Origin of the sequence: Nonomuraea sp. NPDC050547 (assembly GCF_044457345.1) — a bacterium.
In the GTDB taxonomy this organism is placed as follows: Bacteria; Actinomycetota; Actinomycetes; order Streptosporangiales; family Streptosporangiaceae; genus Nonomuraea.
In genome coordinates, this window is the sequence record NZ_JBITGW010000013.1 from 303,735 (window position 1) to 325,432 (window position 21,698).

Consider the following 21,698-nt stretch of genomic DNA (forward strand, 5'->3'; position numbering starts at 1 on the left):
CCCCACAGCAGGGTGCCGTCACCGGGAACCAGGCGTGGAGGCCGTCCGCGCGTACCGTGCCGCCGGTCAGGCGTTCGACGTCGCCCCACCACGCGCCGGCGTTCGGGTTGAATCTAGGGGGTGTTGCTGACGCGTGCGCGCCACAGGTCGTCCTGGGCGCCTGTCTTGTGCCAGAGCTGTGCGATGCCGTTCTGGCCGAGGTCGTCGAGCGGGACGAGGAAGTCCGCGGACAGCGTTCTGGCGAACTCGTCCGCGTCGCCGATGGTCCGGGGTGCCTTGTCGTCGGCGCCCAGCCGGCGCACCGTACGCGACAGCAGTACCAGCGTGTGGCCGGAGCTTGGCCGGGCGGCCATGAGCGTGGTGACGTACGCCGAGCCGGCGGAGGTGGACAGTTCCCGGGAGCGGGCGGCGAAGTCCGCGATGTCGCACGGTCGCAGCCGGAAGTCGTAGGAGGCGATCGTCCCGCCGGGGTGGTGATGGAAACGCCAGGTGTCCGGGTCGAGCCGCTCCAGCCGGTAGGTCAGGTCCCCCTGGGCGTGCGATCCCTCGCGCAGGGGCAGCGGCTCGACGAATCCGTCCCCGATGCCCGCGTCGGCCAGCCAGCGACAGCCGTCGAGGTCGACGAGCAGCGCGTTGTGGTTGCCCCACATCTCCTCGCCGCGTGACGCGCGCATGACGCCCGCCTCCACCATCGTCACCGGGAAGCCGGCCAGGCGCAGCAGCATGGCCAGGCCGCCGTTCTGCTCGAAGCAGTAGCCGCCGCGGCGCCGCCGTACGAGCTTGTCGAACAGCGCGTCCGGTTCGAGGCTGATCGGCCTGCCGAGCTGGATGTCGAGGTTCTCGTACGGCACGGCCTGCCGCCAGGCCCGATGCAGGGCGAAAAGCGTCTCCAGGTCGGCGGCCACGGACCCGTGGTGCCCGATCCTGTGGAGCATCGGGCCCATGGTCATCTCTGCGGCCATACCCGCCTCCTAAGTAAGAGAAGATCACCCACTTATCTAGCATAAGTGATGGGAATTCATCCGTATACTGGCGGAGTGACCGACGAGAGCCCCGGCCGCAAGCTCCGAGCCGATGCCAGGCTCAACCAGGAACGGATCATCGAGGCGGCCCGCGTACTCATCGCCGAGCGAGGCGCCGAGGCGCCGATGGATGAGATGGCCCGCCGCGCCGGCGTCGGGACCGCCACTCTCTACCGCCACTTTCCCGATCGCGAGGCACTGGTGCGCGGGGTCGCGCTGGACGGCTTCCACCGCGTGGTCGCCATCGCGCGCGACGCCGAGGACGAGGAGCCGGACGCCTGGCGGGCGCTCTCGCGCTTCATCCACCGAGCCGCCGCCGAACTGCGGCTGGCCACCTGGCTGTCGATCTGGTTCGCCAGCACCTGGGAGCAGGTCCACGCCGACCCCGAACAACGGCGGCTGCGCCAGATCCTGCTGAAGATCCTCGACCGGCTCGTCCAGCGCGCCCAGGCCGACGGCGACCTGCGCCGCGACGTGGACGCCGGAGACCTGGCGATGATGACGGCCCTGCTGCTGCGGCCCATGCCCGGCCTGCGCACCGAGCTCACCCAGCGCGGCGTGGACCGCTACCTGGCGCTCATGCTCGACGGCCTGCGCGCCCACCCGGACGTCCAGCGGCTGCCCGACGGCGAGGTCGGCCTGGCCGACCTCGGCGGCGACTCAGTGTGATCAGCGGCCGGCGGTAAGGTTGCGCACCGCCTCGGCGATCGCCCCGCCGATCTCGTCGGCGTGGCCGGGCCGGTGGGGGAGAGCGGCGGCGCCGACGGGGCCGTCGGAGGTGGCCAGGGCGACGATGAGCGCCAGGAGGATGTCTGGTTTGAAGGTGTCGCTGAGGCGTCCTTCGCGCTGGGCGGTTTCGATCGCGCCCAGCTTGGCGGCGTGAGAGGGCGAGATCGCGGTGGGATCGGGCCGGTCCGCGCGTTCCAGCCGGTGCCAGGCGACCAGCCGGATGACCGAGGGGTGCCGATGACAGTGCTCGTGGACACGCCTGGCGTACCCGGGCAGGTCATCGACCGTGAACGGAACCGCGTCCAGGCCCTTGGCGACCTCGGCGTCGAAGACCGTCTCGAACAGGGTGTCCTTGTTCGTGAAGTAGACGTAGATGAGGTTCTTGTTCACCGAAGCCGCCTTGGCGATACGGTCCACCCGGGCGCCGGCGAATCCGTAGGCGGCGAACTCCGCGGTGGCGGCCTGGAGGATGCGGCTTTTGGTGGCCTCGGCGCGGGACATGGCGTCCATTGTGACAGAGTGACTAACCGGTTAGATGGCGCCGACCGGCCAGGAGATGTACTTGTGCTCCAGGAACTCGGCAATGCCGTAGGCGCCGCCTTCGCGGCCGAGGCCGCTGTGCTTGAACCCGCCGAAGGGCGCGTCGGGGTTGATCCCCCAGGAGGCGTTGATGTTGACGGTGCCGCTGCGGATCCGGCGGGCGACGGCGTGGGCGCGAGCGAAGTCGCGGGTGAAGATGCCGGCGTTGAGGCCGTAGTCGCTGTCGTTGGCGATCTGTACGGCCTCGTCGTCGCCGGAGAAGGGGATGACCACGTTGACGGGGCCGAAGAACTCCCGCTGGGCGATGGTCATGGAGTTCTCGACCCCGGTGAACAGGGTGGGCTCCAGGTAGAAGCCCTGGGCAAGGCCGGGCGGGCGGTTGCCGCCGTAGGCGAGGACGGCGCCTTCGGCCTGGCCTTGGCGGATCATCGCCTCGACGCGGTCGCGCTCGGCGGCGCTGATGAGAGGGCCCATGACCGTCGCCGGGTCCGCCGGGTCGCCGATGGTGACGGCGGCCAGCATCGGGATCACCTTGGCGACCAGTTCGTCGTGCACGCGTGCGTCCACCAGGGTCCGCGTCAGCAGCAGGCAGCCCTGTCCCGCGTTGGTGACGGTGTTGCCCACGACCTCCAGCGCCGCCCTGTCCAGGTCGGCGTCGGCGAAGACGATGTTGGCGGACTTGCCGCCGAGTTCCAGGACCACCTTCTTGAAAGTGGCCGACGCCTGCGCCGCGATGGTACGGCCGACTGTGTCGGAGCCGGTGAAGCTGACGACGTCGACGCCGGGGCTGCTGGTCAGCTCCACTCCCGCGGCCACGTCACCGGAAATGATGTTGACCACGCCGGGCGGGAACCCGGCCTCCTCGACGAGTTCGGCGAGCAACAGGACCTGCAGGCTCGTGTGCGGGGACGGCTTGATCACCGTGGTGCATCCGGCGGCCAGCGCCGAGGCGAGCTTGTGCACGGTCAGCGGGACCGCGGCGTTGAACGGCGTGAGCAGCGCCGCCACCCCGGCCGCTTCCCTGGCCACCACGCCCTGGGTGGTCTGCGGCCGCCCGGTCATCGACGGGGCCGCGTGCGGGTTGAGCGGCGTGGTGAAGGTCATCGAGGGCAACAGCCGGTCGGCCACGTCGTACAGGAAGTCGATCGCGCTCCGCACGTGGACGGCCTCGGCCAGCGGCCGGGGGAAGCCGCTCTCGCGCACGACCAGGTCGGCGAACTCCTCCCGGCGCTCGTGCAGGGCCTGGCCCAGGCGGCGAAGCAGATCCGCGCGGTGGCGGGGAGCGGTGTGCGGCCACGGGCCATGGTCGAAGGCCCGGCGAGCGGCGGCCACCGCCCGTGCGGCGTCGCCTCGTGAGGCCGAGGGGGCGGTGCCGAAGGGCTGCCCGGTGGCGGGGTTGACGACGGGCATCACCTCCTGAGTCGGTACCCACTGGTTGTCGATGAACAAACGGTCGGCCATCACACGGTCCTAACTAACTGGTTATCCAAGTTGGCTGCCGCAAGAGAACCTAGAACTAACCATCCGGTTAGTCAATCCGACCGTCGACCGTGTAGCGATGGGGTGTGAAGCGGTACGGGGATCTCAGCTGAGCGGGCGAGTCGTACCATGAGGCCGTGCACGCCGTCATTCGTTCCCTGTGGAATGAACCGCGTCCCCCCGATCCGCCCGCGCGAGTGCCGCGTGACTGGGTGCTCGTGGGCGCGCTCGTGCCGGTCGCGCTGCTCGAAGGCTTCCTCCGCCCCGACCTGCCCCACCGGGTCGTCGCCGTGTCACTCACCCTCGTCCTGCTGCCCACGCTGCTGTGGCGGCGGACGCATCCGCTGCGGATGCTCCTGATCGTCTTCGCCGCCACGGCACTCGCGCCGCTGCTGACCGGTGGCGCGCCCTCGGAGGCCTACTCCCTGGCCTACCTGCTGATCCTCGTCTACGCGCTGGCCCGCTGGGGATCGGGACGCGAGATCGCGATCGGACTGGCCGCCATGATCACGGTGGTCGGGCTTTCGACCGCCTTCGGCCGCATGGAGCCTTCCGACGTGGTCGGCTCGTTCGCCGTGATGTCGGCGGCCACGACGCTCGGCATCGCCCTGCGCTACCGGGCCAGAGCCCGCTCGCGTGAGCTGGACCAGGTCAAGCTGCTCGAACGCGCCCAGCTCGCCCGCGACCTGCACGACACCGTGGCCCATCACGTCTCGGCCATGGCGATCCGCGCGCAGGCCGGGTTGGCCACCTCCGCGTCGCGGCCCGACGCGGCGACCGACGCGCTGAAGGTGATCGAGGAGGAGGCGGCTCGGGCGCTGGCCGAGATGAACAGCATGGTCCGCGTGCTGCGCCAGAACCAGCCGCCCGAACTGGCGCCCGGACGCGGGGTCGCCGATCTCGCGGAACTGGCCACGCGGGGCTCCGCCGTACCGGCTGTGAAGGTGAATCTCCCCGGCGACCTCGGCGAGCTGCCGGCGTCGGTCGGGGCGGCGCTCTACCGGCTGGCGCAGGAGTCGGTCACCAACGCCAGGCGGCACGCGCGCCACGTCGGCCTGATCGAGGTGAGCGTCAGCGCGGAGGAGGAGTGTGTACGGCTGAGCGTGACCGACGACGGCTCACCCCCGGCCGCCCCCAGGCCCGGCTCCGGCTACGGCATCATCGGCATGATCGAACGTGCTGAGCTGCTCGGCGGCACCTGCCAGGCCGGACCCGGCCCCGAGCACGGCTGGACGGTCACCGTCGTCCTCCCCAGGGCGGGGAGGCGGTCGTGAGCGTGCGAGTGCTCGTCGCCGACGACCAGGAGATCGTCCTCACCGGCCTCACCATGATCCTCGACGCCCAGCCCGGCATCGAGGTCATCGGCCAGGCGGGCGACGGCAGGCGCGCGGTCGAGCTGGCCCGCCGCCTGCGTCCCGACGTCTGCCTGTTCGACATCCGCATGCCCGGCCTCGACGGCATCCAGGCCACCCGCTCCCTGGCCGGTCCCGACGTCGCCGACCCGCTGGCCGTGGTCGTCATCACCACCTTCGACCTCGACGAGTACGTCTACGCCGCGTTGCGCGCCGGTGCCAAGGGCTTCCTGCTCAAGAACGCGGGCGCGGCCCTGCTCTCGCAGGCCGTCCACGCCGCCGCCTGCGGCGACGCGCTCATCGCGCCGAGCGTCACCGCGCGGCTGCTCGGTGTCTTCTCGCGCACCGGGCCGGCCTCTCCGCCCGTACGGCCGATCGAGACGCTGACGGAGCGGGAGGAGCAGATCTTGCTGACCGTGGCGCGCGGACGCACCAACGGCGAGATCGCCGACGAGCTGCACATTTCGCTCAGCACGGTCAAGTCGCACATCGCCAGCCTCATGGCCAAGCTCGGCGCCCGCAACCGCGTCGAGATCGCCATGTGGGCCTACGAGACGAACCGCGTCTAGGGCCTGCGGATGATCCACTCGGCGACCGCCAGATTGATCAGCCAGCCCGCGGCCATCAGCAACGCCTTGGGAAGCTGACCAGGCGTGCCGGCGACCAGAAACCACGGCAGCAGCGTGAACGCCTGCGTGCCCGCGCCCAGGGCGATCGCGTAGGCGCGCATCATCCAGGCCCGGTGGGCGGCGATGTCACGGCGCAGGATCGCGAGCAGGCCGAGGGCCAGCGAGGCGGCCATGGCCGTACCGAAGATCACGCGAAAGACGCCCAGCAGCGTGCCGTCGGTCTCCGGCAGCGGGCTGAACAGCGTCATCCACATTCCGGCGAGCGCCGCCACCAGCCCCGCGGGCACCAGTATCCGCCCGGCGGCGCGATGCCAGCCGGGACGGTCGCGCCGCAGACCGGGCGCGAACTGGAAGGCGCCGACGACGGTATAGACGGTCGCGCCCGCGATGTGCAGGCTCACCGGAAGCGGCGCGGCGAAGAAGCGCGCGTTGTCCGGCGTGATCGCCGCCCCCACGGACAACTCGGTCATGCGGATCGCGCCCGCGACGATCGGAACGGCACTGAGCGCCAGCAGCGCGGCCGGGATGGTACGACTCCTCATGCCTTCGATCGTGGCGAGCCGGGCCGCGCCCGGCATCGCTCCTCAGGCTCCCCCGGAGACGTCCTATCGGCCGCCAATCAGGCGTACTTTCGGCTGATGAGCGGCGCGGGCGCCGTTCCTACCCTGACGAGTGTGATGAGAGCATTCCTCCTGAGCTCGTACGGCTCAGCCGACGCGCTGCGTCTCACCCGGGTCCAGAAGCCCGAACCCGCCGCCGGCGAAGTCCTGGTCAAGGTGCACGCCACCTCGGTCCAGCCCTACGACTGGCACCTGATGCGCGGCCAGCCGTACATCGCCCGCCTGATGGGCGGCGGCCCCGGCCTGCGCCGCCCGAAGATCTCCATCCTCGGCGCCGACGTCGCCGGCACGGTCGAGTCGGTCGGCGAGGGCGTCACCGCCTTCCGGCCGGGCGACGAGGTCTACGCCATGCCCAAGCAGGGCGGCTTCGGCGAGTACACCCGCGTGCCCGCCGGCGAGCTGGTCCCCAAACCCCGTAACCTCTCCTTCTCCCAGGCCGCCGCGGTCCCCATGGCGGCCAACACCGCCCTGATCGCCCTGCGCGGCTGCTACCCCGGCCAGAACGTCCTCGTCAACGGAGCCTCCGGCGGCGTCGGCACCTTCGCTGTCCAGATCGCCAGGGCGCTCGGCGCGAAGGTCACGGCCGTCTGCGGTCCTCGCAACCTCGCCCTGGTCGCCTCGCTCGGCGCCGAGGAGGTCATCGACCGTACTCGTGAGGACTTCACCCAGCGCCGCCAGCGCTACGACCTCCTGCTGGACATCGCCGGCGGTCCCTCCACCGCCGCCTGCCGCCGCGCCCTGACCCCCAAGGGCGCGCACGTGCTGGTCGGGGGCCCGGGCGGCCGCTGGCTCAGCCCAGCGGGCCGGATGCTCACCACGATGCTCGCCGGGCCGTTCGTCTCCCAGCGGGTCGCGATGGCCGACGTGGTCCGCTGCACCGACAACCACCGCAACCTGACCACGCTGGCCACCCTGCTCGAATCCGGCCAGATCTCTCCGGTGATCGATCGCAGTTACCCGTTCGAGCAGATCCCGGACGCGATCCGCTACCAGGAACAGGGCCGTTCAGCGGGCAAGGTCGTCATCACGTTCGGGGATTGATGACCTTCTTGACCGGCCATACGCCCGCCCTCGATAGCTGTTCGCCGATGCTAGGGCGGCCATTCGCGTAAGTTGCTCGCATGCGGCGCAGAACGCTGAGCTATGAGGACGCGGTGCGGGTCCTGGGCAAGGAGAGCGCTGTGGTCCGGGCGCTGGGACAACTCGCCGGTTCCGGGCTGACGGTCGCCTCGGCGGGGGGCAGCGAGGTGGCGCTGAGCCTGTTCGACCTCAAGGGGGAGGCGGAACGCCTCGCCCAGGACGCGGTCTCGGTCGTTCGCGAGCGTGTCTCCGGTCTGACCCGGTTCGAACGCAGCGAGTTACTGGAGGCCGCCCATGCTGTGGTCATCGTGGCCGCGTTCTTCGGCGCGCTGGACGATCTCAACGAGGAGCATCGCACCGCGCTGAACTCCACGACACTCGACCTGACGCGGGCCGAGCAGGCCGGGCTGGCGGTGGGCCGCTCCGTGCGGCGCGGACGGCTCGCCGACCTGGTGGAAGTGCTCAACACCCCCGGCACCCTGCCCGACATGTACGACCGGTGGGTCGGTACTCCGCTCGTCGCCTACTACGAGACCCTGACGGAGCGGTTGCTGAGGTTCGCTCCCGGCACAGCCGCCTGGGACAGCACGGACGAGACCACCCGCCGACGCTGGACGGCCGCCCTCAAGGCCGATCTGCCCAAGCTGGCGACCACCCGATACGAGAAGATGCTGCGGCAACTGGCCGGCGACTATCCGGAAGTGGCCTTCTGGGCTCATCAGGCAGGCGTCCGAGTGCTTCTGGACGAGCTCAGAGCCGCCCGGCAAGACGCCGCGGACACGGGGACGATGCTGGCAGGGCTGGCCCGGATGGTGCGCTGGATGTCCCAGGGCCGCGCTCCCGACGAGCTGCGTTCGGCGCTCGCCACCGAGTATCAGGCACAGGTCGACCGCCCGCTGGCCGATTCGGACGCGGTTCCCGACGGGGTACGACCGCCAAGCTGCATGGACGTCTACATCAATCCCTCCTACAGGCGGCTGACCCGGCTCGGCCGAGTGGCCGAGCAACCCGAGCAGGTCAGCGAAGGCGGCTGGCAGAGCGCGGAATCCGGCGAGGACCTGGAAACCTTCCTGCTCCAGCACCTCATCAGCCCGGCCGCCACCAGCGCTCCACTGGTGGTCCTCGGCCAGCCGGGCACGGGGAAATCACTGCTCACCCAGATGCTCGCCGCGCAGCTCCCGCCGGACGACTACCTCGTCATCCGGGTGGAACTGCGCAATGTGCCGGCCGACGCCGACATCCAGCGCCAGATCGAGGAGTCGCTGCGGACGCTCACCCAGGTGGAGCACGAGTGGCCGACGGTGGCCGCCTCGTGCGCGCCCGCGCAGCCGGTGGTGCTCCTGGACGGCTTCGACGAACTGCTCCAGGCGAGCACCACCGTGCACTTCGACTACCTGGAGAAGGTCAAGGACTTCCAGGACAGGGAAGCGCGACGCGGTCGTCCCGCCGCTGTGATCGTCACCAGCCGCTCCTCGGTCGCCGACCAGGTCCGCTACCCCCGGGAGTCGGTGGTACTCCGGCTGGAGGAGTTCACGGACGAGCAGGTGCGCCGGTGGCTCCGACGCTGGCACGCCGGCAATCCGGCTCGCGCGCTGAGCACCGAGGAGGCGCTGGCCCACGGCGTGGTCGCCCGCCAGCCCCTGCTGCTGTTCATGCTGGCGTTGTTCCGCGCCGACGGCGGAGAAGTCCGGGGCAGGATGGGCAGCACCGAACTCTACGAGAGCCTGTTCAGCAGGTTCGCCGAACGCGAGGTCGACAAGCGGGGCCGGCACCTCAGCGAACGTGACCGTCGCGTGCTCGTCGCTCGCGAGCTGTATGTGATGTCCATGGTGGCCTTCTCGATGTTCAACCGCAGCTCGCAGAGCGTCTCAGAGGAGGACCTGGCCCGCGATCTGGAGATGTTGCCGTTCGCGGACGAGGCCCGGCGCCGTGCCACCGCCCAGGAGGTGGCCGGGCGCTTCTTCTTCAAGCTGTTCGTCCATCAGAGCCAGGCCGTCGAAGGCCACGTCATGATCCGCCGGTATGAGTTCCTGCACGCCTCGTTCGGGGAGTTCCTGGTGGGACGGTGGATCGCCGACGAGCTGGCGCGCATGGTCCAGCGGGTGCTGAAGAACGCCGACGACCCGCTCCCCATGCCGCCCGACGACACCCGGCTCCGCTCGATCGCGAGTTTCGCCGTCCTGGCCGACCGGGCCCGCGTCACGGAGGTCGTCGCCGATCGCCTGCTCACACGGCCTCCGGAGGAGCTCGTGGAGCTCCGAGTGCTGCTCATCCGGCTCCTCCGTGAGTGCATGGACAGCCGGGCGGCGGAGCTGGTGTCGCCGACGTACGAGCCGATCAGGCTCGGCCTGCCTGCCAGGTTCGCGGTCTACAGCGCCAACCTCTGCACTCTCCTCGTTCACACGGCCACGGCGTTGGAGGGCCACGACCCGAGCCTGGCGCGGATCCCCGTCAGCGCCATCCCGGACTTCTTCTCCATCACCCGTTCCTGGTACGCCCACCTCACCCGGAAGAGCTGGTACGCCATTCTCGAGGCCATTCAGGTGGCGGAAGATTCGCAAGAGCTCCACATTTCCTCATACAGTGTGGCGTGGCGGCCCGATGCGGAGCCTTACCGGGCATCTGAATTCTTGGGATACGACACAGTGCGGGCAGATCCCCTGATTCTCCCGGGAACCCGGGTCGCGCGGATATTCAGAGAGACCGCGATGCTCGAGTCCGAGACCCAGCACGCCCTGCTGCAGACCTTGCTCCCGTTTCTCGGCGCGGTCGGCCTGGAGTTAAGGCCGGACTTTCCCATTGGCCTGTCCGGCGCGCTCGCCATGGAGTTACTGACCCGTCGGCAAGGGATCGACCCTGTCAGCCGATCACAGATCTACCTGGGGATACTGGCCAGTCCGCCCCGGCTTAACGTCCGCTTCGCGCGGCTGTTGCTGGACGCGTTGCGGAGCGACTCCGACCGGGTTCAGACCTTGGTGGTCGCGCACGCCGGGCCCGCGTTCGAGCGCCTTGCCTGGGCGAATGTTCCAGCTTTCCTCGACACGATCCGGACGACCCGGACGAGCCAGTTCGATGTGCCTCCCGACTGGGCATCCCACCCGGATCTCGCTGAATCGGTCGACGTTCACAACTACCGCACCCTGCTGGGATTCCATGAGACGCCCCACAGCCTCGACGTGCGGGATCTGGCGCACCTGCTGGTTCTTCGCGACCTCATGGACCTGAAAGACCTCGATCAGGTCCAAGCCCTGTGCCGGCTGGTGCCGAACTGGGAGTATTCCGGTCACGGGCTCGTTCGGCTCGCGGTGTGGGCGGCGATGGCGGAGCGGGATCTCGTGGCGCACGCGCCCCCGTTCATCGAGCTGAGCCGGGCACAGGCTGATGGGCTCGACGCGATCGCGCCCGGCTACCTGGCAGGATTTCGCGAACTCGCTGCCTTCTGGGTGGATGAGGATCCGGTCCTGATCACTTGACGTCGGCGGCGGGCTGATCGGCCAGCCAGAGAATCGGCTCCAGCACGTTGATGGGCTGGACGGAGCCGCGGATGCGGTGTCCCTCCTTCATCGGGATGATGTTCTGGAAGTCTTCGGAGTCATAAGCTTGACGTCGCTGATCGATGTAGAAGCCGATCGCCGAGGTCGCGAAGAAGCGGACCTGCTCAGGGCGGAAGAACTGCCTGATCCCTCTGAGGAGCATGTCGGCGTTGCCGCTGGCGGAGACCGTACACAAGGACCTGAAGAGTTCTTCGGCCGCGTCGGAGGACACTCTCGGCCCTTGATGGGAGACGTCCGGGTCCGTTGCGATCAGGTTGAGGCGCTCGGCGGTGTTCAGAACCCGGGGGTCGTCGAACTTGGTGATGCAGACGGCGAGACGATGAGGTAGCCGCGCGGAGGAAGCGTCCGACGCCATGACGCGCTGGGCCAACCGGGACAGCACGCCGTAGAAGTAGTCGAAGCTGTCGCCCGACTGGAATTCACGGATCGGATCGAAGAGGAACAGCAGGCCGTGGCTGGCGGTGAGGTCGTCGATCAGATCGCTGGTGGGCGAGTTTCCGAAGGCGCCTCCCGGGAGGTCGAAGATGCTCAGATCCACGTGAGCCGGTTCGGTGACGGTCGCGCGGCGGAAGAACCACCCGCGACGTCTCACCCGCGGCGGCCCGAGCAAGACGTAGTCCAGCACCTCCAGCTGGTTCGTCATTTTGGGAAACTCCCGCTCCCGCACCAACTGGGCGGTCAGGCTCGCGAGCCGAACGCCGGAGGCATCGTCCTTCGCCACGAGGGCCCAATCCCGCTTGTTCCTCATCATCGCGATGGGCAGGGCCGCCAGGAAGGTGGTCTTACCGCTGCCGGGCGCCCCCCAGAGCGAGATCCGGTGATTCGTCATGGAGCCGCCTCGATCAGCGGGAGCGGAATCCGGTTGAGCCCGGATGTGGCCAGCCCCAGATCGCTGCACAGCCGGGTGACGCCGGCCTCCTCCGCTCGCGCCCGAGAGGACGCGCCGAGCACGCTCCAGATCGGATGAGCGCTTTCCGTGATCGCACCGAAGGCCACTCCTGCCCGTTCGAGCCAGGTCGTCTGGCGATTCCAGTCATAGCGGTTCGGGCAGGCGAGGAGCGTCTCGTGGCGGCCTGGCGGGTGTGGCGGTCGGTCGCCCGCGGTCAGGAGCACGGTACGGCCGGGGCTGCCCTCGCTCAGTCGTGTCACCACCTCGGCCAGCATGTCCTCCACCTGGGCCGCGTCCCGATAGCCGTCGGGATAGACCGGTTGGGTTTCGAGCCGTTCCAGGGCGGTGAGGGCGCGTTCCGGCGGGGCCAGCCAGCATCCTGGCCGCACGGGACGCTCCGGAACCTGCCAGTCGTAGGAATGCGTCGCGTACGGCACCAGCGAGACCAGGCACTCGGTGATCCCCGTCGCGGCCTCGTGGATGACGCGGCGCACCAGGTCGATACGACGGGTCACGAGACTCCTGTCCTCGGACAGCTCGATCCCCACCACGAGGTGGATCCGGCCGCCTTGGGCGCCGATCAGCGGCCACGCCCCGACGACCAGTTCGGCCCAGCCCCGGCCGTCCTCTGCGAACAAGGCAGGGGAGGAAAACTCCACGCTGCCCGGACCACCGAGCATCAGCCGTACCTCCTGCCGTCCCGGCGGCAGTTGCGCGACTCGGATGGCGACCGGGCGCGGGTGCTTCTCGGTCATGGAGACGACGGCGAACACCACCTCTCCGCTCGCCTGCGCGACGATCTCAGCCGTCGCGCCACGGGCCGCGCCCACCGGGAAAACGGTCACGGCAGCGGGCCGAAGCTTACCGCTCAGCGGATCCGATGTGAGGCCGAGCAGCCCGTACGGTTGCTGGAGCGGCTCGTCGGTCAGGATCTCCCGCAGGAGCGCCGCGACCGACAGACCGGAAACCCGCGTCGACACCGAACCCGGCCGAAGATCGGCCAGCCAGGACGCCGCCAGCTCCGGTAACTCCTGACCCGGCGCGGAACACACGACGATCACCGCTTCGTCGCTGACCCCGCCGGCGGCCCTGGCGATCCGCCGCTGCTCCAGCGGGGTGCCCAGCTCGTGCCACGGCAGCATCAGCCCAGTCGCCGCGCACGGGGTGCCGGACTCGTCGCGGTGCACGTCGAACGTGGTGACTCCGGTCGCCCCGAGCTCGACGACATTGAGATGCCGTGGCCCCTGAAGCGCCCCTACGGCCGAGGCAAGCGTGTCTCGCAGCCGCGCATCACCCTCGCCCACCCCGCTCCTCTCCACCAGAGCCTTCTGGACAGGCTATCGCCGCCGGCCTGCCTTCCGCCTGCTCGGTGCCATCGTACGAGCGACCGCCGCCCAGCAGGTCCAAAAGGACAGCCGGTCCGCCGGCGGTCATGGTGCGCATCGGATGCGGAGCCTGGCCGCGGTGCCGGAGTCCCGGCGCGACACACGCGAGGGGCGTCGCCGCCGGTGCCCGCGTCCTGCCCGGAGCGCCGAGTTGGTCGGTCCGAATCCACGTCACACCTCGCGACGGAGCAGGTCGGGGAACACGGCCGCCAGGGTCGGGCTGTCGGGCCGGTACAGGTCCAGCGGGTCGGCACGCATCGCCGCGTCCAGCGCGTGGGCGTCATCACCGACCAGGATGCGCCACGTGCCGGCGCGTACGCCATCAAGGATGACGGTCGCGGCGTCGGCGGCCGACAGCGGCGCGGTGTCGCGAAACCACTCACCCATGCTCTTGACCGCAGCTCGGATCTCCTCATCACTCAACCGTTCGGCGGCAATGCCCGAGACGGCGGCGGCGTGCATGCGGGTGTCCGCGAGTTCCTCGGCGGTCATGTCGTCAGGCTCGGAGTGGCCGTGGATCCGGCGGGAGTTGGTCACGATCTCCGTGCCGACGTGCCCCGGCATCACCAGCGCGACCCGTACGTGCGGCGCGTTGATCCGCAGATCCGTCAGCATCGCCTCGGAGAAGCCCTTCACCGCGAACTTGGCGGCACTGTACGCGCTCATCGGCAGACCGGGGCCGGCCGCCCAGAACCCGTTGACACTGCTGGTGTTGACCAGGCACCCCTCATCGCTGGCGATCAGGAGCGGCATGAACGCCCGCGTGCAGGTGTACACCCCGCCCCAGCAGACGCCGAACGTACGCTCCCACTCGGCCCGCGAGCTGGTGACGAAGCTGTTGCCGCCGCCGATGCCGGCGTTGTTGAACAGCAGGTTGATATGGCCGGTCCGGTGCCGCTCGACCACCTCGTCGCGGAACCTCGTCACCTGAGCCTCGTCCGACACGTCGCAGTGGTGGGTGGTGACCCGCACCTCACCGCCGCCGGGTACGGCTTCGGCGGCGCGCTCGGCGGTGGCGGCCAGCCCGGCCTCGTCCACGTCGCACGCGGCGACCGAACAGCCTTCGGCGGCCAGCTGAACGACCAGTTCGCGTCCCATCCCGGCGCCGCCTCCGGTGACGACGGCCATCTTGCCCGTGAACGATCTCATCGCTCAACCCCCTCCGTCGCTGACCACCCTCACACGTACCGGGGCGGCCATCAACGCCTGCGCCTCGGCACTCAGCCGAACTCCTTGAGCGCGATCAGCAGCTTCTTCCCCGCCTCGCAGTGCGGCGCCAGACGGCTGACAAGATCACTGCGATCGGCGTTCTGCGGCTCCGCCAGCCGGTGTTCGATGAGGATGATCTCGCGCGACAGCTCCTCCCGGCGCTCGGAGAGCAGTTCGGCCACCCGGTCGATGATGAGCGTGCCCTGCTCCTGAACCGCGAACGCGTAGGCCCCCCGGAAGTGCTCGGCGGTCTTGTCAAGGCTTTCGATCCACTCGGTACGCAGATGGTCGAGCGCTGTGGACTTGCTCTTGCTGCGACGAATCGCGCCGTACATGACGCCGGCCACCACCGCGACGCCACCGGACACCAGCAGGGCCGGGCTGCCCACGAGTCCGGCCGCCGCGGCGATCGCCGCCAGGACAGGTGTGGACACCCCGACGACGCCGGAGATCGTCTGCACCAGATCCTGAGTGCTCGTCCGGTATCGCTGCGAAGGCGGGATCGTGAGCTGCTGAAGGTCCACTCTGGAAGTGGCCGCGACCAGTCCCTCGGAGGAGTTCGTCTCGCTGATGGTTTCACGGACCAGCCTCAGCGCGCTGCCCGTGAAGTTCTTGTACTCGGCCTCCCAGATCGTCCGGGGCCCCCGGTCGTTCGCCCAATCCCTCAGCAGGTTCTCCTTGCGGGCCTCGATGCGCAGCGCCTCCTTCTCCTTCGTGAGGTCGGCGTTGCGGATCTCGGCGTCCAGTTCGTGGTGGAGATGGGCTTCGAGTCCCTCGAAGCTCCGGTTGACCCGGCGGGAGTGGCCTCCCAGGGAGGTTTCCAGATGCTTGTGGACGACGGCCATCGCCGCCTGGAGTTGGGTCAGCCTGCGCCTGAGGTCGACGTGCCGGTCGGACAGCTCGCTCAGCGGCGTCTGCGCTGAGTCGAGCAGCGTCGTGAGCGTGTGGTAGCGGCGCAAGACATGCGTGCGCGTCTCTCTGGACATCGCGATGAGATGCTGCCGTCCGGCCCCGGCCTCGATGACGTCGGTCAGCGCCTTCCGTAAGCGGTCCATCTGGCTCATCGCCTTCCGGCTGCTGGCCGCCGCGCGCTCGCCCTCCCGCTCGTGCCACCGCCCGAGGGCCTCCCAGGCCGGTGAGACGGGGAGGAACCCGTCGATGCCGAAGAACGTGTCGATCTGGTCCGGCGGCAGCGGGAACTCGCTACGGATGAAGGCGTTGTTGGTCTCGATCGCGTCCTTCCACTCGGCCTTGTCGTAGATGTTCTTCATGGCCGCGCGATCGATTCCACTCATCACCCAGATGACCGGCTTCTTGGAATCGAGGTGGTGATTCCGGAGGCGGCGGATGAGCTCCATGTCAACCAGCGACAGCGTGTGCGTGGCCTGAATGGTGTAGACGAAACAGTCAGCCGCGACCCACGCTTCGTTCGCGATCCTCTCGTGCTCCGGATTCTGTGCGCCGTGCCCGGGGAGGTCGTAGAGTTTCGCGGGCAGGGGAGCCGACCCCAGGAGGATCTCCGCTTCGGCGACTCTGAGCTGCCGATGCTGTGGCGGGCGCCAGTCCGCGATGACCCGGGGGTCCTGGGTGGTGTAGGCCGCCACGATTCCAGGGGAGGGCGAGTTTCCGATCTCCTCCCACTCGCTCTCGCCCTCGAACCTCACCCGCATCAAGCCCCGGCCGGAGTACTTCTCGCCCTCGCCCTCGACGGGCACCACCGTGGCCGGACAGGCCGTCGAGGCCTTGGCCGCCGAATGCAGCAGGCCTATGTACTGGTCCGATATCGTTCCGTCGGTTTCCGGAATAGGCGTGTATTCGAGACGCTGCTGCAGTCCGCTGATGAGGAAGCTCTTTCCGGAGGAGAATCCTCCGAGGAAAGCGACGTTGAGTAGCGACGATGCCGTGCGCGTCCGCATTTCTCCGATGGCTTTTAACGCGGTCATGACCTGTTCGGTCTGTCCCACCTCGCCCGCGTCATTATCGAGTTTGAATGCGAGCCCTGTATTCAGCCACTTTTCCGCCTGCTCCTGGAGGTGTCGAAGTTCTACGCGCATGCTCTCCAGTTCGCTCATGGGTCTACTTATATCCCGGAACAATTGCGACGTCACTCGATTGCCTGGTTCAGGTGATGAACAGCCCCCGTTCGAGCTGTCACCAGACCTTGTGCGGCTCACTGGGAGGACGTCTCATGAGGCGGCCATCAGGCTCTGGGTTCCGTGCCTCAGGCGGAGTCCGGTCAGGTTGACGAGTCCCCTCGGTCATGAGGCAGATCGTTGTTTCCGGTGGGCGGCTTGCCGTCGCCGCCGCTGTCGTCGAGGCCGGCGATCGCGCCGACGTCTGCCGCGGACATGCCCAAGGCCTTGGCGATCTCCTCGGCGAGAACGGGATGCGGATTCAGCCTGCCGTTGCGAAGCATGTGGATGGTGGACATCGACCTGGCGGTTCGCCGTGCCATGTCCCTCACTGGAATTCCGCGCAGGTCCATCAGCCGGCTGAACACCGCTGCGAACGGATGGGGCTCCAGTCGCCCGGCCGGTGTCTGTGCCGGGCCGACGACCATGTCGCCGATCTTGGCCTGGAACCGGATCAGCCGATCCCCGCGGAATCTGACCTTCGCGACGAAGGGCAGGCTCTCTCCGGCGTCGGTTCCGGCGGTGCCTGGCACCGACACCTCTGTGAACCTCGTCATGGAACGGTCGTGATCACTCTCGATCTCCAAGGGGGTGCCCGGCTCGACCTGCATGACCTTCCAGTTACGGTTCCACCAGGGCAGGTCTCGCAGCACCTCGTTGAAGAACGGAGGCAGGACGGTGAGATCCGCTGGGTCCGGAGGATGCTTCTGGCTGCTGTGGATGACGCCGGGCCAGTACCTCAGCGCCGCGATCACATCTGCCGTCAGCGTGCGGCTCGCAGTCTCCATGCCGCCACTTTCCCATCAAGCGAAATCCACGTGGATCCCCTGCCTGCGCCTCTCTGCGCCGGGTTTTGAGATGTGGGGCGAGCCCCACGGGCCGCAGCCTGAGTGCTGGAAGCGCTCGGCCCAGCCATCCCGCGGCCTGTGCCGCCCAGAAGTCTAAAGCGCCCTTGTATGTCCACTTTTTGGTGGGTTTATGGGCCGGTTGTGCCGATGCGTTGATGCGTCGTCGGGCATGTCTCCCATGATCAAGATATTCAGCCGGACGGGGGAGTGGATCATGGCGTTGCACAAGGCCACGGACCACAAGCAGGCCGACGACGCCACCGACCTCTTCGCGGGCCCGGTGGGCACGAGCGTCGCGGCGAAGAACCGCATGCCGGAGCAGCCATCGCGTCCGCAGGCCGTCTACCAGATGCTCCGTAACGAGTTGCTGCTGGACGGCAACGCCGCGCAGAACCTGGCCACGTTCTGCACCACCTGGTCCGAGGACGAGGTGCATCGGCTGATGAACGAGTGCCTCGACAAGAACATGATCGACAAGGATGAGTACCCGCAGACCGCCGAGATCGAGGCGGTGCGTGAACATCCTGGCCGACCTGTGGAACGCCCCGGCCGGCGCGTCGCCGATGGGTTGCTCCACGACCGGTTCCAGCGAGGCGGCGATGCTCGGCGGGCTGGCGCTGAAGTGGCGCTGGCGGCAGAAGCGCCTGGCCGAAGGCAAGCCCGCCGACAAGCCGAACATCGTGGCCGGCCCGGTGCAGATCTGCTGGGACAAGTTCGCCCGCTACTTCGACGTCGAGATCCGCCAGGTGCCCCTGGAGAAGGGCGCGACCGGGTTGCGGCCGCACCAGCTCGCCCAGTACGTCGACGAGAACACGATCGGCGTGGTCGCGATCCTCGGGGTCACCTTCACCTGCGACTTCGAGCCGGTGGCCGAGCTGTCGGCCGAGCTGGACCGGATCCAGGCCGAGACCGGCCTGGACATCCCGATCCACGTGGACGCGGCCAGCGGCGGGTTCATCGCCCCGTTCCTGTATCCGGAGCTGGTGTGGGACTTCCGCGTCGAGCGGGTCGCCTCCATCAACGCCTCCGGCCACAAGTACGGCATGGCCCCGCTCGGCGTCGGCTGGGTGGTATGGCGCGAGCCCGCGCTGCTGCCCGAGGACCTGATCTTCCGCGTCGACTACCTCGGCGGCGACATGCCGACCTTCGCGCTGAACTTCTCCCGCCCCGGCGGTGAGATCATCGCGCAGTACTACCTGTTCCAGCGGCTGGGCAGGCAGGGCTACCGCGAGGTGTACGAGGCCTGCGCGGCCACCGCCCAGTACCTGGGCGAGGAGGTCGCCGCCATGGGCCCCTTCGAGCTGCTCTACGACGGGCGGGGCGCGCTGCCCGCCATCTCCTACAAGCTCAAGGACCCGGCCGGAGCGGGCTTCACGCTCTACGACCTGACCGACCAGCTACGCATGCGCGGCTGGCAGGTGCCCGCCTACCCGCTGCCCGCCGACCAGCAGGACACGGTGATCCAGCGCATCCTCATCCGGCACGGCATCGGCAGGGACGAGATGGCGCTGCTGGCCGAGGACATGCGCCGCGCCCTGCACCGCCTGACCGCGGGCAAACCGGCCGAGCTGCCCGAGGACGTGTCCCGGATCGGATTCCACCACTGATGACCACGCCCACCGCGCCGCTCGGCGCGCCCGAGACTCCCGGCCTGCCCGCCGATCTCGACCTTCCCGCGATCGTCGAGCAGGCGGTGGCCGCCGCCACCCCGGCACATCGGCGCGGGCAAGGTCGCCGACCACGTCCCGGACCTGTGCAGAGGCGAGCGAGTGATCGTGCAGAGACGGTCGGCGCGTCGGTCGCGGTGAGGAGTCTCTTGGTGCGCGTCATCTGAGAGCGGTTCCGAGGTCCTCGCTCTCGTGGTGCGGCTGATGACGACCGGGCGTCCGCGGTCGGCGGCGCGGCCCGAGATGGCGGGCGATCTCCACCTCCCACGACCGCAGGAAGTCCGGATAGCGCTCGGCGAACTCGCGCAGAGGCGCCTGGCCTTCTGCCGTGAGTGCGGTCAGGCCGTACGTGACCCGTACCGTGCTGCCGCCCTGCCCGTCCGCGTCCACCTCCACGGTGACGGTCCCGGCCCGGGAGCCGGGGGTGACCCTGGCGTACGAGACGCGCCGTGCGGGCTCGCGCTCGACCACCACCCAGATGGTCCGGTCGTCATCCGCACCGGTCTCGAAGACCGTGCCGGGAGCGGAGTCGTCACTGGTCTTCGCCGGGAACCGGGGCCGCCATCCGGCCGCCCACCGCTCCTCGCCGCGCGGCGTGAACAACGTGAATGCCTCCCCGGGCGGCAGCGCGACCGTCAGCCGTCCGGTGAGCGTGTACTGCGCGGCGCTCATCGCTCGGCCAGCCGGTGCGCGTCGGCGGATGTCAGCGTCAAGCCGTACACGACCTTGAGCTGCTCGATCTTGGCCAGGGTCGCGGGCGTGAAGGGCGCCTTGCCGTCGAAGGAGTGCAGCGCGATGCCCTCGACCAGGTCACCGAGCGAGATGTCGAGGTACTCGGCCAGCCCCTTGAGTACCTTGAGCACGTTCTTCTCAAGCCGCATGCCTGTCTGCGTGCGTTCGACTGTTACCATGGTAACAATGTACCACCTCGGGCGGTCTCGTTACCGAGCGCTTCACGGTGTGGTTCGCCAGCACCTGGGGCAAGCGCCGCCGGCTCCGGTGTCCGATCAGCGGGGATCCAGTACCTGACACAGGCGCGACAGGATGATCTCGTCATTGGGGCAGGTGAGCTCGATCCTGACGATGCCCGGCCCAGTGAGCGCCAGCGTCTGGGTGACGCCCTGTGGCGCGGTCATGACCGCCGAGCTCAGGGCGTTCCCCGCGGCGTCGTAGGCGGTGGCGGTCGCGGGCTGGGCGAAGCGGGCGAGCGTGAGCTCAACCTGCCCGGCCGGGGCGGCGCAGGTCACGGTGGCGGAGTAGTTCAGGTTGAGGCCCGTGATGCCGCTCCAGGTGACCACGGCCGAGTCGGGGGCCGTGGCTCCCGTGAAGTCGCGCAGTTCGATCGTGAAGGGGCCCTCGACGCGTGGATTGGGACCCCCGGCGCCCAGTACGGGGAACTCGACGCACTCCGGCTCGTCAGGCCGATCGGGGCAGTCGCGGATCACCACCGCTTCGAGCGTGCCGGTGACGGCGCCTTGGCCGCCTTCGCGCGAGGGTTCGAAGCTCAGGCAGTAGGTTCCGAACACCCGCGCGTCGCGCAACTCGGGGTTCCGCGTGCGGACGATCTCGCCGCACAGGCGCCCCTCCATGATGCCGGTCGCATCGCAGGTCTGGACGGTGTCCAAGGCAGGCGCCCGGTGGGTGCCCACGTTCGTCATCCCCGACAGGCCTCCCTGGACGAAGGTCGCTCCGGCCCTCCAGAAGAAGTCACCGGCGTGGACTCCTCGCCTGCGCCCGTCTCCGCCGACGAAGACCGTGGTCAGGTTACGCACGTCCATGCGCCCGTCGAAGGCGGCACCGAGGCGTGAGTCGCAGGGGAGGTGCGACAGCAGGTCCAACCAGAGCGTGTGAACGCTCTTGAGGCTGACACAGTCCCGCTCCCGGCACGGCTCCCGTACCGCAGTCGGCCTCGACAGCTCACCGCGGATGTCCTTGGACAACTCGTCCAGGCACATGGACGTGACCAGGATCTCGTTGGGCTGGTCCAGGCACCGCGAGCGTTCGACCATGGCAGGGTCTCCCGTTCCACCGGAGAACTCGGTCATATCGCGGGCCTGGTCGCGCTTCAAGGGCGGCGGGGTGTCCGATAGCGGCCTGGCCGGCGCTATTTACCGGGGCGCTTGCCCGGCCTACCGTGAGGCGAGCCGTGGCCTGGCCGCAAAGGATTCTGCTCGTGCCGGAACAGTCGCGTGAACACGCCCCACCCGAAGCCCTGGTGAGGTCACTCATCGAAGCCGAGAACAGCTGCGATCGTGAAGCCGCAGCCAGGCTCCCGTCCGCGGGCTCTATCGCCATCACCCGCGCGAAGGGCCGTGAGCAGAACCGGGAGTCCCTGCTCGACGAGATCGCCACACCTGCGGATCCCACCCTTCGCCGGCGGCTGGAAGCGGTCGAGGTGGTGCCGCCGAGGGCCATCGGCCGGTGCGCCGTTCGCAGCCTTGTGGCCACGGACGGCCCGCAGCCCGGCCGCTTCCGCAACCTCCACCTGCTGGAGGACGAGGCTGGTTCATGGCGGTGCGTGCTCTGGCAGGTCACGGAGCTGAGGACGTGACAAAGCCGTACT

The 21,698-nt window shown here is 69.0% G+C and carries 19 protein-coding genes; 7 read left to right on the forward strand and 12 right to left on the reverse strand.

Features of this window, described 5'->3' with window-relative positions; all coding sequences use genetic code 11:
- Positions 1–113: 113 nt before the first annotated feature.
- Positions 114–962 (reverse strand): arylamine N-acetyltransferase, encoded by an 849-nt coding sequence (locus ACIBHY_RS31525; protein ID WP_397308591.1) that lies wholly within the window; start codon positions 960–962, stop codon positions 114–116.
- 75 nt (positions 963–1,037) lie between these two features.
- On the opposite strand from ACIBHY_RS31525, the gene ACIBHY_RS31530 reads away from it, so the two are divergent.
- Positions 1,038–1,691, forward strand: coding sequence for a TetR/AcrR family transcriptional regulator (locus tag ACIBHY_RS31530; protein ID WP_397308592.1), 654 nt, complete (start codon positions 1,038–1,040; stop codon positions 1,689–1,691).
- On the opposite strand, the gene ACIBHY_RS31535 is transcribed toward ACIBHY_RS31530, so the two are convergent.
- Both ACIBHY_RS31535 and ACIBHY_RS31540 read right to left on the reverse strand, forming a co-directional pair.
- The gene (locus tag ACIBHY_RS31535) at positions 1,692–2,252 is read right to left on the reverse strand and encodes a TetR family transcriptional regulator (RefSeq protein WP_397244021.1); all 561 of its coding nucleotides are present in this window, start codon (positions 2,250–2,252) and stop codon (positions 1,692–1,694) included.
- A 30-nt stretch (positions 2,253–2,282) separates the two neighbouring features.
- The gene (locus ACIBHY_RS31540) at positions 2,283–3,752 is read right to left on the reverse strand and encodes an aldehyde dehydrogenase family protein (RefSeq protein ID WP_397308593.1); all 1,470 of its coding nucleotides are present in this window, start codon (positions 3,750–3,752) and stop codon (positions 2,283–2,285) included.
- A 155-nt stretch (positions 3,753–3,907) separates the two neighbouring features.
- Here ACIBHY_RS31540 and ACIBHY_RS31545 point away from each other — a divergent pair, with 155 nt between their 5' ends.
- Positions 3,908–5,044, forward strand: a complete 1,137-nt coding sequence (locus ACIBHY_RS31545; RefSeq protein ID WP_397308594.1) for a sensor histidine kinase — start codon at positions 3,908–3,910, stop codon at positions 5,042–5,044.
- Positions 5,041–5,691, forward strand: a complete 651-nt coding sequence (locus ACIBHY_RS31550; RefSeq protein ID WP_397244018.1) for a response regulator — start codon at positions 5,041–5,043, stop codon at positions 5,689–5,691. The genes ACIBHY_RS31545 and ACIBHY_RS31550 overlap by 4 nt, the downstream gene beginning before the upstream one ends.
- Here the strand turns inward: ACIBHY_RS31550 and ACIBHY_RS31555 are convergent.
- The gene (locus tag ACIBHY_RS31555; protein WP_397308595.1) at positions 5,688–6,293 is read right to left on the reverse strand and encodes a DUF2306 domain-containing protein; all 606 of its coding nucleotides are present in this window, start codon (positions 6,291–6,293) and stop codon (positions 5,688–5,690) included. The two genes, ACIBHY_RS31550 and ACIBHY_RS31555, sit on opposite strands and share 4 nt — an antisense overlap.
- Positions 6,294–6,428: 135 nt before the next feature.
- On the opposite strand from ACIBHY_RS31555, the gene ACIBHY_RS31560 reads away from it, so the two are divergent.
- Both ACIBHY_RS31560 and ACIBHY_RS31565 read left to right on the forward strand, forming a co-directional pair.
- Complete coding sequence (locus ACIBHY_RS31560) at positions 6,429–7,412, forward strand: NAD(P)-dependent alcohol dehydrogenase (RefSeq protein WP_397244016.1); 984 nt, start codon at positions 6,429–6,431, stop codon at positions 7,410–7,412.
- Positions 7,413–7,492: 80 nt separating this feature from the next.
- Positions 7,493–10,924: an NACHT domain-containing protein gene (locus ACIBHY_RS31565; RefSeq protein ID WP_397308596.1), complete on the forward strand. Its 3,432-nt coding sequence runs from the start codon at positions 7,493–7,495 to the stop codon at positions 10,922–10,924.
- On the opposite strand, the gene ACIBHY_RS31570 is transcribed toward ACIBHY_RS31565, so the two are convergent.
- The 5 genes from ACIBHY_RS31570 to ACIBHY_RS31590 all read right to left on the reverse strand — a co-directional run bounded on the left by ACIBHY_RS31570 (position 10,917) and on the right by ACIBHY_RS31590 (position 17,408).
- Positions 10,917–11,834: a hypothetical protein gene (locus ACIBHY_RS31570; protein WP_397308597.1), complete on the reverse strand. Its 918-nt coding sequence runs from the start codon at positions 11,832–11,834 to the stop codon at positions 10,917–10,919. The two genes, ACIBHY_RS31565 and ACIBHY_RS31570, sit on opposite strands and share 8 nt — an antisense overlap.
- Positions 11,831–13,198: a hypothetical protein gene (locus ACIBHY_RS31575; protein ID WP_397308598.1), complete on the reverse strand. Its 1,368-nt coding sequence runs from the start codon at positions 13,196–13,198 to the stop codon at positions 11,831–11,833. Before ACIBHY_RS31575 ends, ACIBHY_RS31570 begins: the two co-directional genes overlap by 4 nt.
- Before the next feature lie 252 nt (positions 13,199–13,450).
- Positions 13,451–14,428 carry an SDR family NAD(P)-dependent oxidoreductase gene (locus ACIBHY_RS31580; protein WP_397308599.1) on the reverse strand — a complete coding sequence of 326 codons (978 nt, stop codon included), beginning with the start codon at positions 14,426–14,428 and terminating at the stop codon, positions 13,451–13,453.
- 71 nt (positions 14,429–14,499) lie between these two features.
- On the reverse strand, positions 14,500–16,560 hold the full coding sequence (locus ACIBHY_RS31585) for a GTPase domain-containing protein (protein WP_397244011.1): 2,061 nt from the start codon (positions 16,558–16,560) through the stop codon (positions 14,500–14,502).
- Positions 16,561–16,724: 164 nt separating this feature from the next.
- Positions 16,725–17,408, reverse strand: a complete 684-nt coding sequence (locus ACIBHY_RS31590) for a multiprotein-bridging factor 1 family protein (RefSeq protein WP_397244010.1) — start codon at positions 17,406–17,408, stop codon at positions 16,725–16,727.
- Positions 17,409–17,983: 575 nt separating this feature from the next.
- On the opposite strand from ACIBHY_RS31590, the gene ACIBHY_RS31595 reads away from it, so the two are divergent.
- On the forward strand, positions 17,984–19,075 hold the full coding sequence (locus ACIBHY_RS31595; protein ID WP_397308600.1) for a glutamate decarboxylase: 1,092 nt from the start codon (positions 17,984–17,986) through the stop codon (positions 19,073–19,075).
- A gap of 219 nt (positions 19,076–19,294) precedes the next feature.
- Here ACIBHY_RS31595 and ACIBHY_RS31600 read toward each other — a convergent pair whose 3' ends face one another.
- From ACIBHY_RS31600 to ACIBHY_RS31610, 3 genes are all read right to left on the reverse strand, one after another.
- Positions 19,295–19,807 (reverse strand): SRPBCC family protein, encoded by a 513-nt coding sequence (locus ACIBHY_RS31600; RefSeq protein ID WP_397308601.1) that lies wholly within the window; start codon positions 19,805–19,807, stop codon positions 19,295–19,297.
- Positions 19,804–20,016: a hypothetical protein gene (locus ACIBHY_RS31605; protein ID WP_397308602.1), complete on the reverse strand. Its 213-nt coding sequence runs from the start codon at positions 20,014–20,016 to the stop codon at positions 19,804–19,806. Before ACIBHY_RS31605 ends, ACIBHY_RS31600 begins: the two co-directional genes overlap by 4 nt.
- A 126-nt stretch (positions 20,017–20,142) precedes the next feature.
- Positions 20,143–21,144 carry a hypothetical protein gene (locus ACIBHY_RS31610; protein WP_397244006.1) on the reverse strand — a complete coding sequence of 334 codons (1,002 nt, stop codon included), beginning with the start codon at positions 21,142–21,144 and terminating at the stop codon, positions 20,143–20,145.
- 164 nt (positions 21,145–21,308) lie between these two features.
- On the opposite strand from ACIBHY_RS31610, the gene ACIBHY_RS31615 reads away from it, so the two are divergent.
- Positions 21,309–21,686 (forward strand): DUF4440 domain-containing protein, encoded by a 378-nt coding sequence (locus ACIBHY_RS31615; protein WP_397308603.1) that lies wholly within the window; start codon positions 21,309–21,311, stop codon positions 21,684–21,686.
- Positions 21,687–21,698 lie beyond the last annotated feature (12 nt).

What these genes read in the sequence shown, in the direction of transcription:
- ACIBHY_RS31560 (WP_397244016.1), top strand. Translation starts at nt 6,429, where the DNA reads ATGAGAGCATTCCTCCTGAGCTCGTACGGCTCAGCCGACGCGCTGCGT.
- ACIBHY_RS31565 (WP_397308596.1), top strand. Translation starts at nt 7,493, where the DNA reads ATGCGGCGCAGAACGCTGAGCTATGAGGACGCGGTGCGGGTCCTGGGC.
- ACIBHY_RS31540 (WP_397308593.1), bottom strand. Translation starts at nt 3,752, where the DNA reads ATGGCCGACCGTTTGTTCATCGACAACCAGTGGGTACCGACTCAGGAG.
- ACIBHY_RS31535 (WP_397244021.1), bottom strand. Translation starts at nt 2,252, where the DNA reads ATGTCCCGCGCCGAGGCCACCAAAAGCCGCATCCTCCAGGCCGCCACC.
- ACIBHY_RS31555 (WP_397308595.1), bottom strand. Translation starts at nt 6,293, where the DNA reads ATGAGGAGTCGTACCATCCCGGCCGCGCTGCTGGCGCTCAGTGCCGTT.
- ACIBHY_RS31585 (WP_397244011.1), bottom strand. Translation starts at nt 16,560, where the DNA reads ATGAGCGAACTGGAGAGCATGCGCGTAGAACTTCGACACCTCCAGGAG.
- ACIBHY_RS31610 (WP_397244006.1), bottom strand. Translation starts at nt 21,144, where the DNA reads ATGGTCGAACGCTCGCGGTGCCTGGACCAGCCCAACGAGATCCTGGTC.
- ACIBHY_RS31590 (WP_397244010.1), bottom strand. Translation starts at nt 17,408, where the DNA reads ATGGAGACTGCGAGCCGCACGCTGACGGCAGATGTGATCGCGGCGCTG.
- ACIBHY_RS31525 (WP_397308591.1), bottom strand. Translation starts at nt 962, where the DNA reads ATGGCCGCAGAGATGACCATGGGCCCGATGCTCCACAGGATCGGGCAC.
- ACIBHY_RS31570 (WP_397308597.1), bottom strand. Translation starts at nt 11,834, where the DNA reads ATGACGAATCACCGGATCTCGCTCTGGGGGGCGCCCGGCAGCGGTAAG.
- ACIBHY_RS31580 (WP_397308599.1), bottom strand. Translation starts at nt 14,428, where the DNA reads ATGAGATCGTTCACGGGCAAGATGGCCGTCGTCACCGGAGGCGGCGCC.
- ACIBHY_RS31605 (WP_397308602.1), bottom strand. Translation starts at nt 20,016, where the DNA reads ATGCGGCTTGAGAAGAACGTGCTCAAGGTACTCAAGGGGCTGGCCGAG.
- ACIBHY_RS31600 (WP_397308601.1), bottom strand. Translation starts at nt 19,807, where the DNA reads ATGAGCGCCGCGCAGTACACGCTCACCGGACGGCTGACGGTCGCGCTG.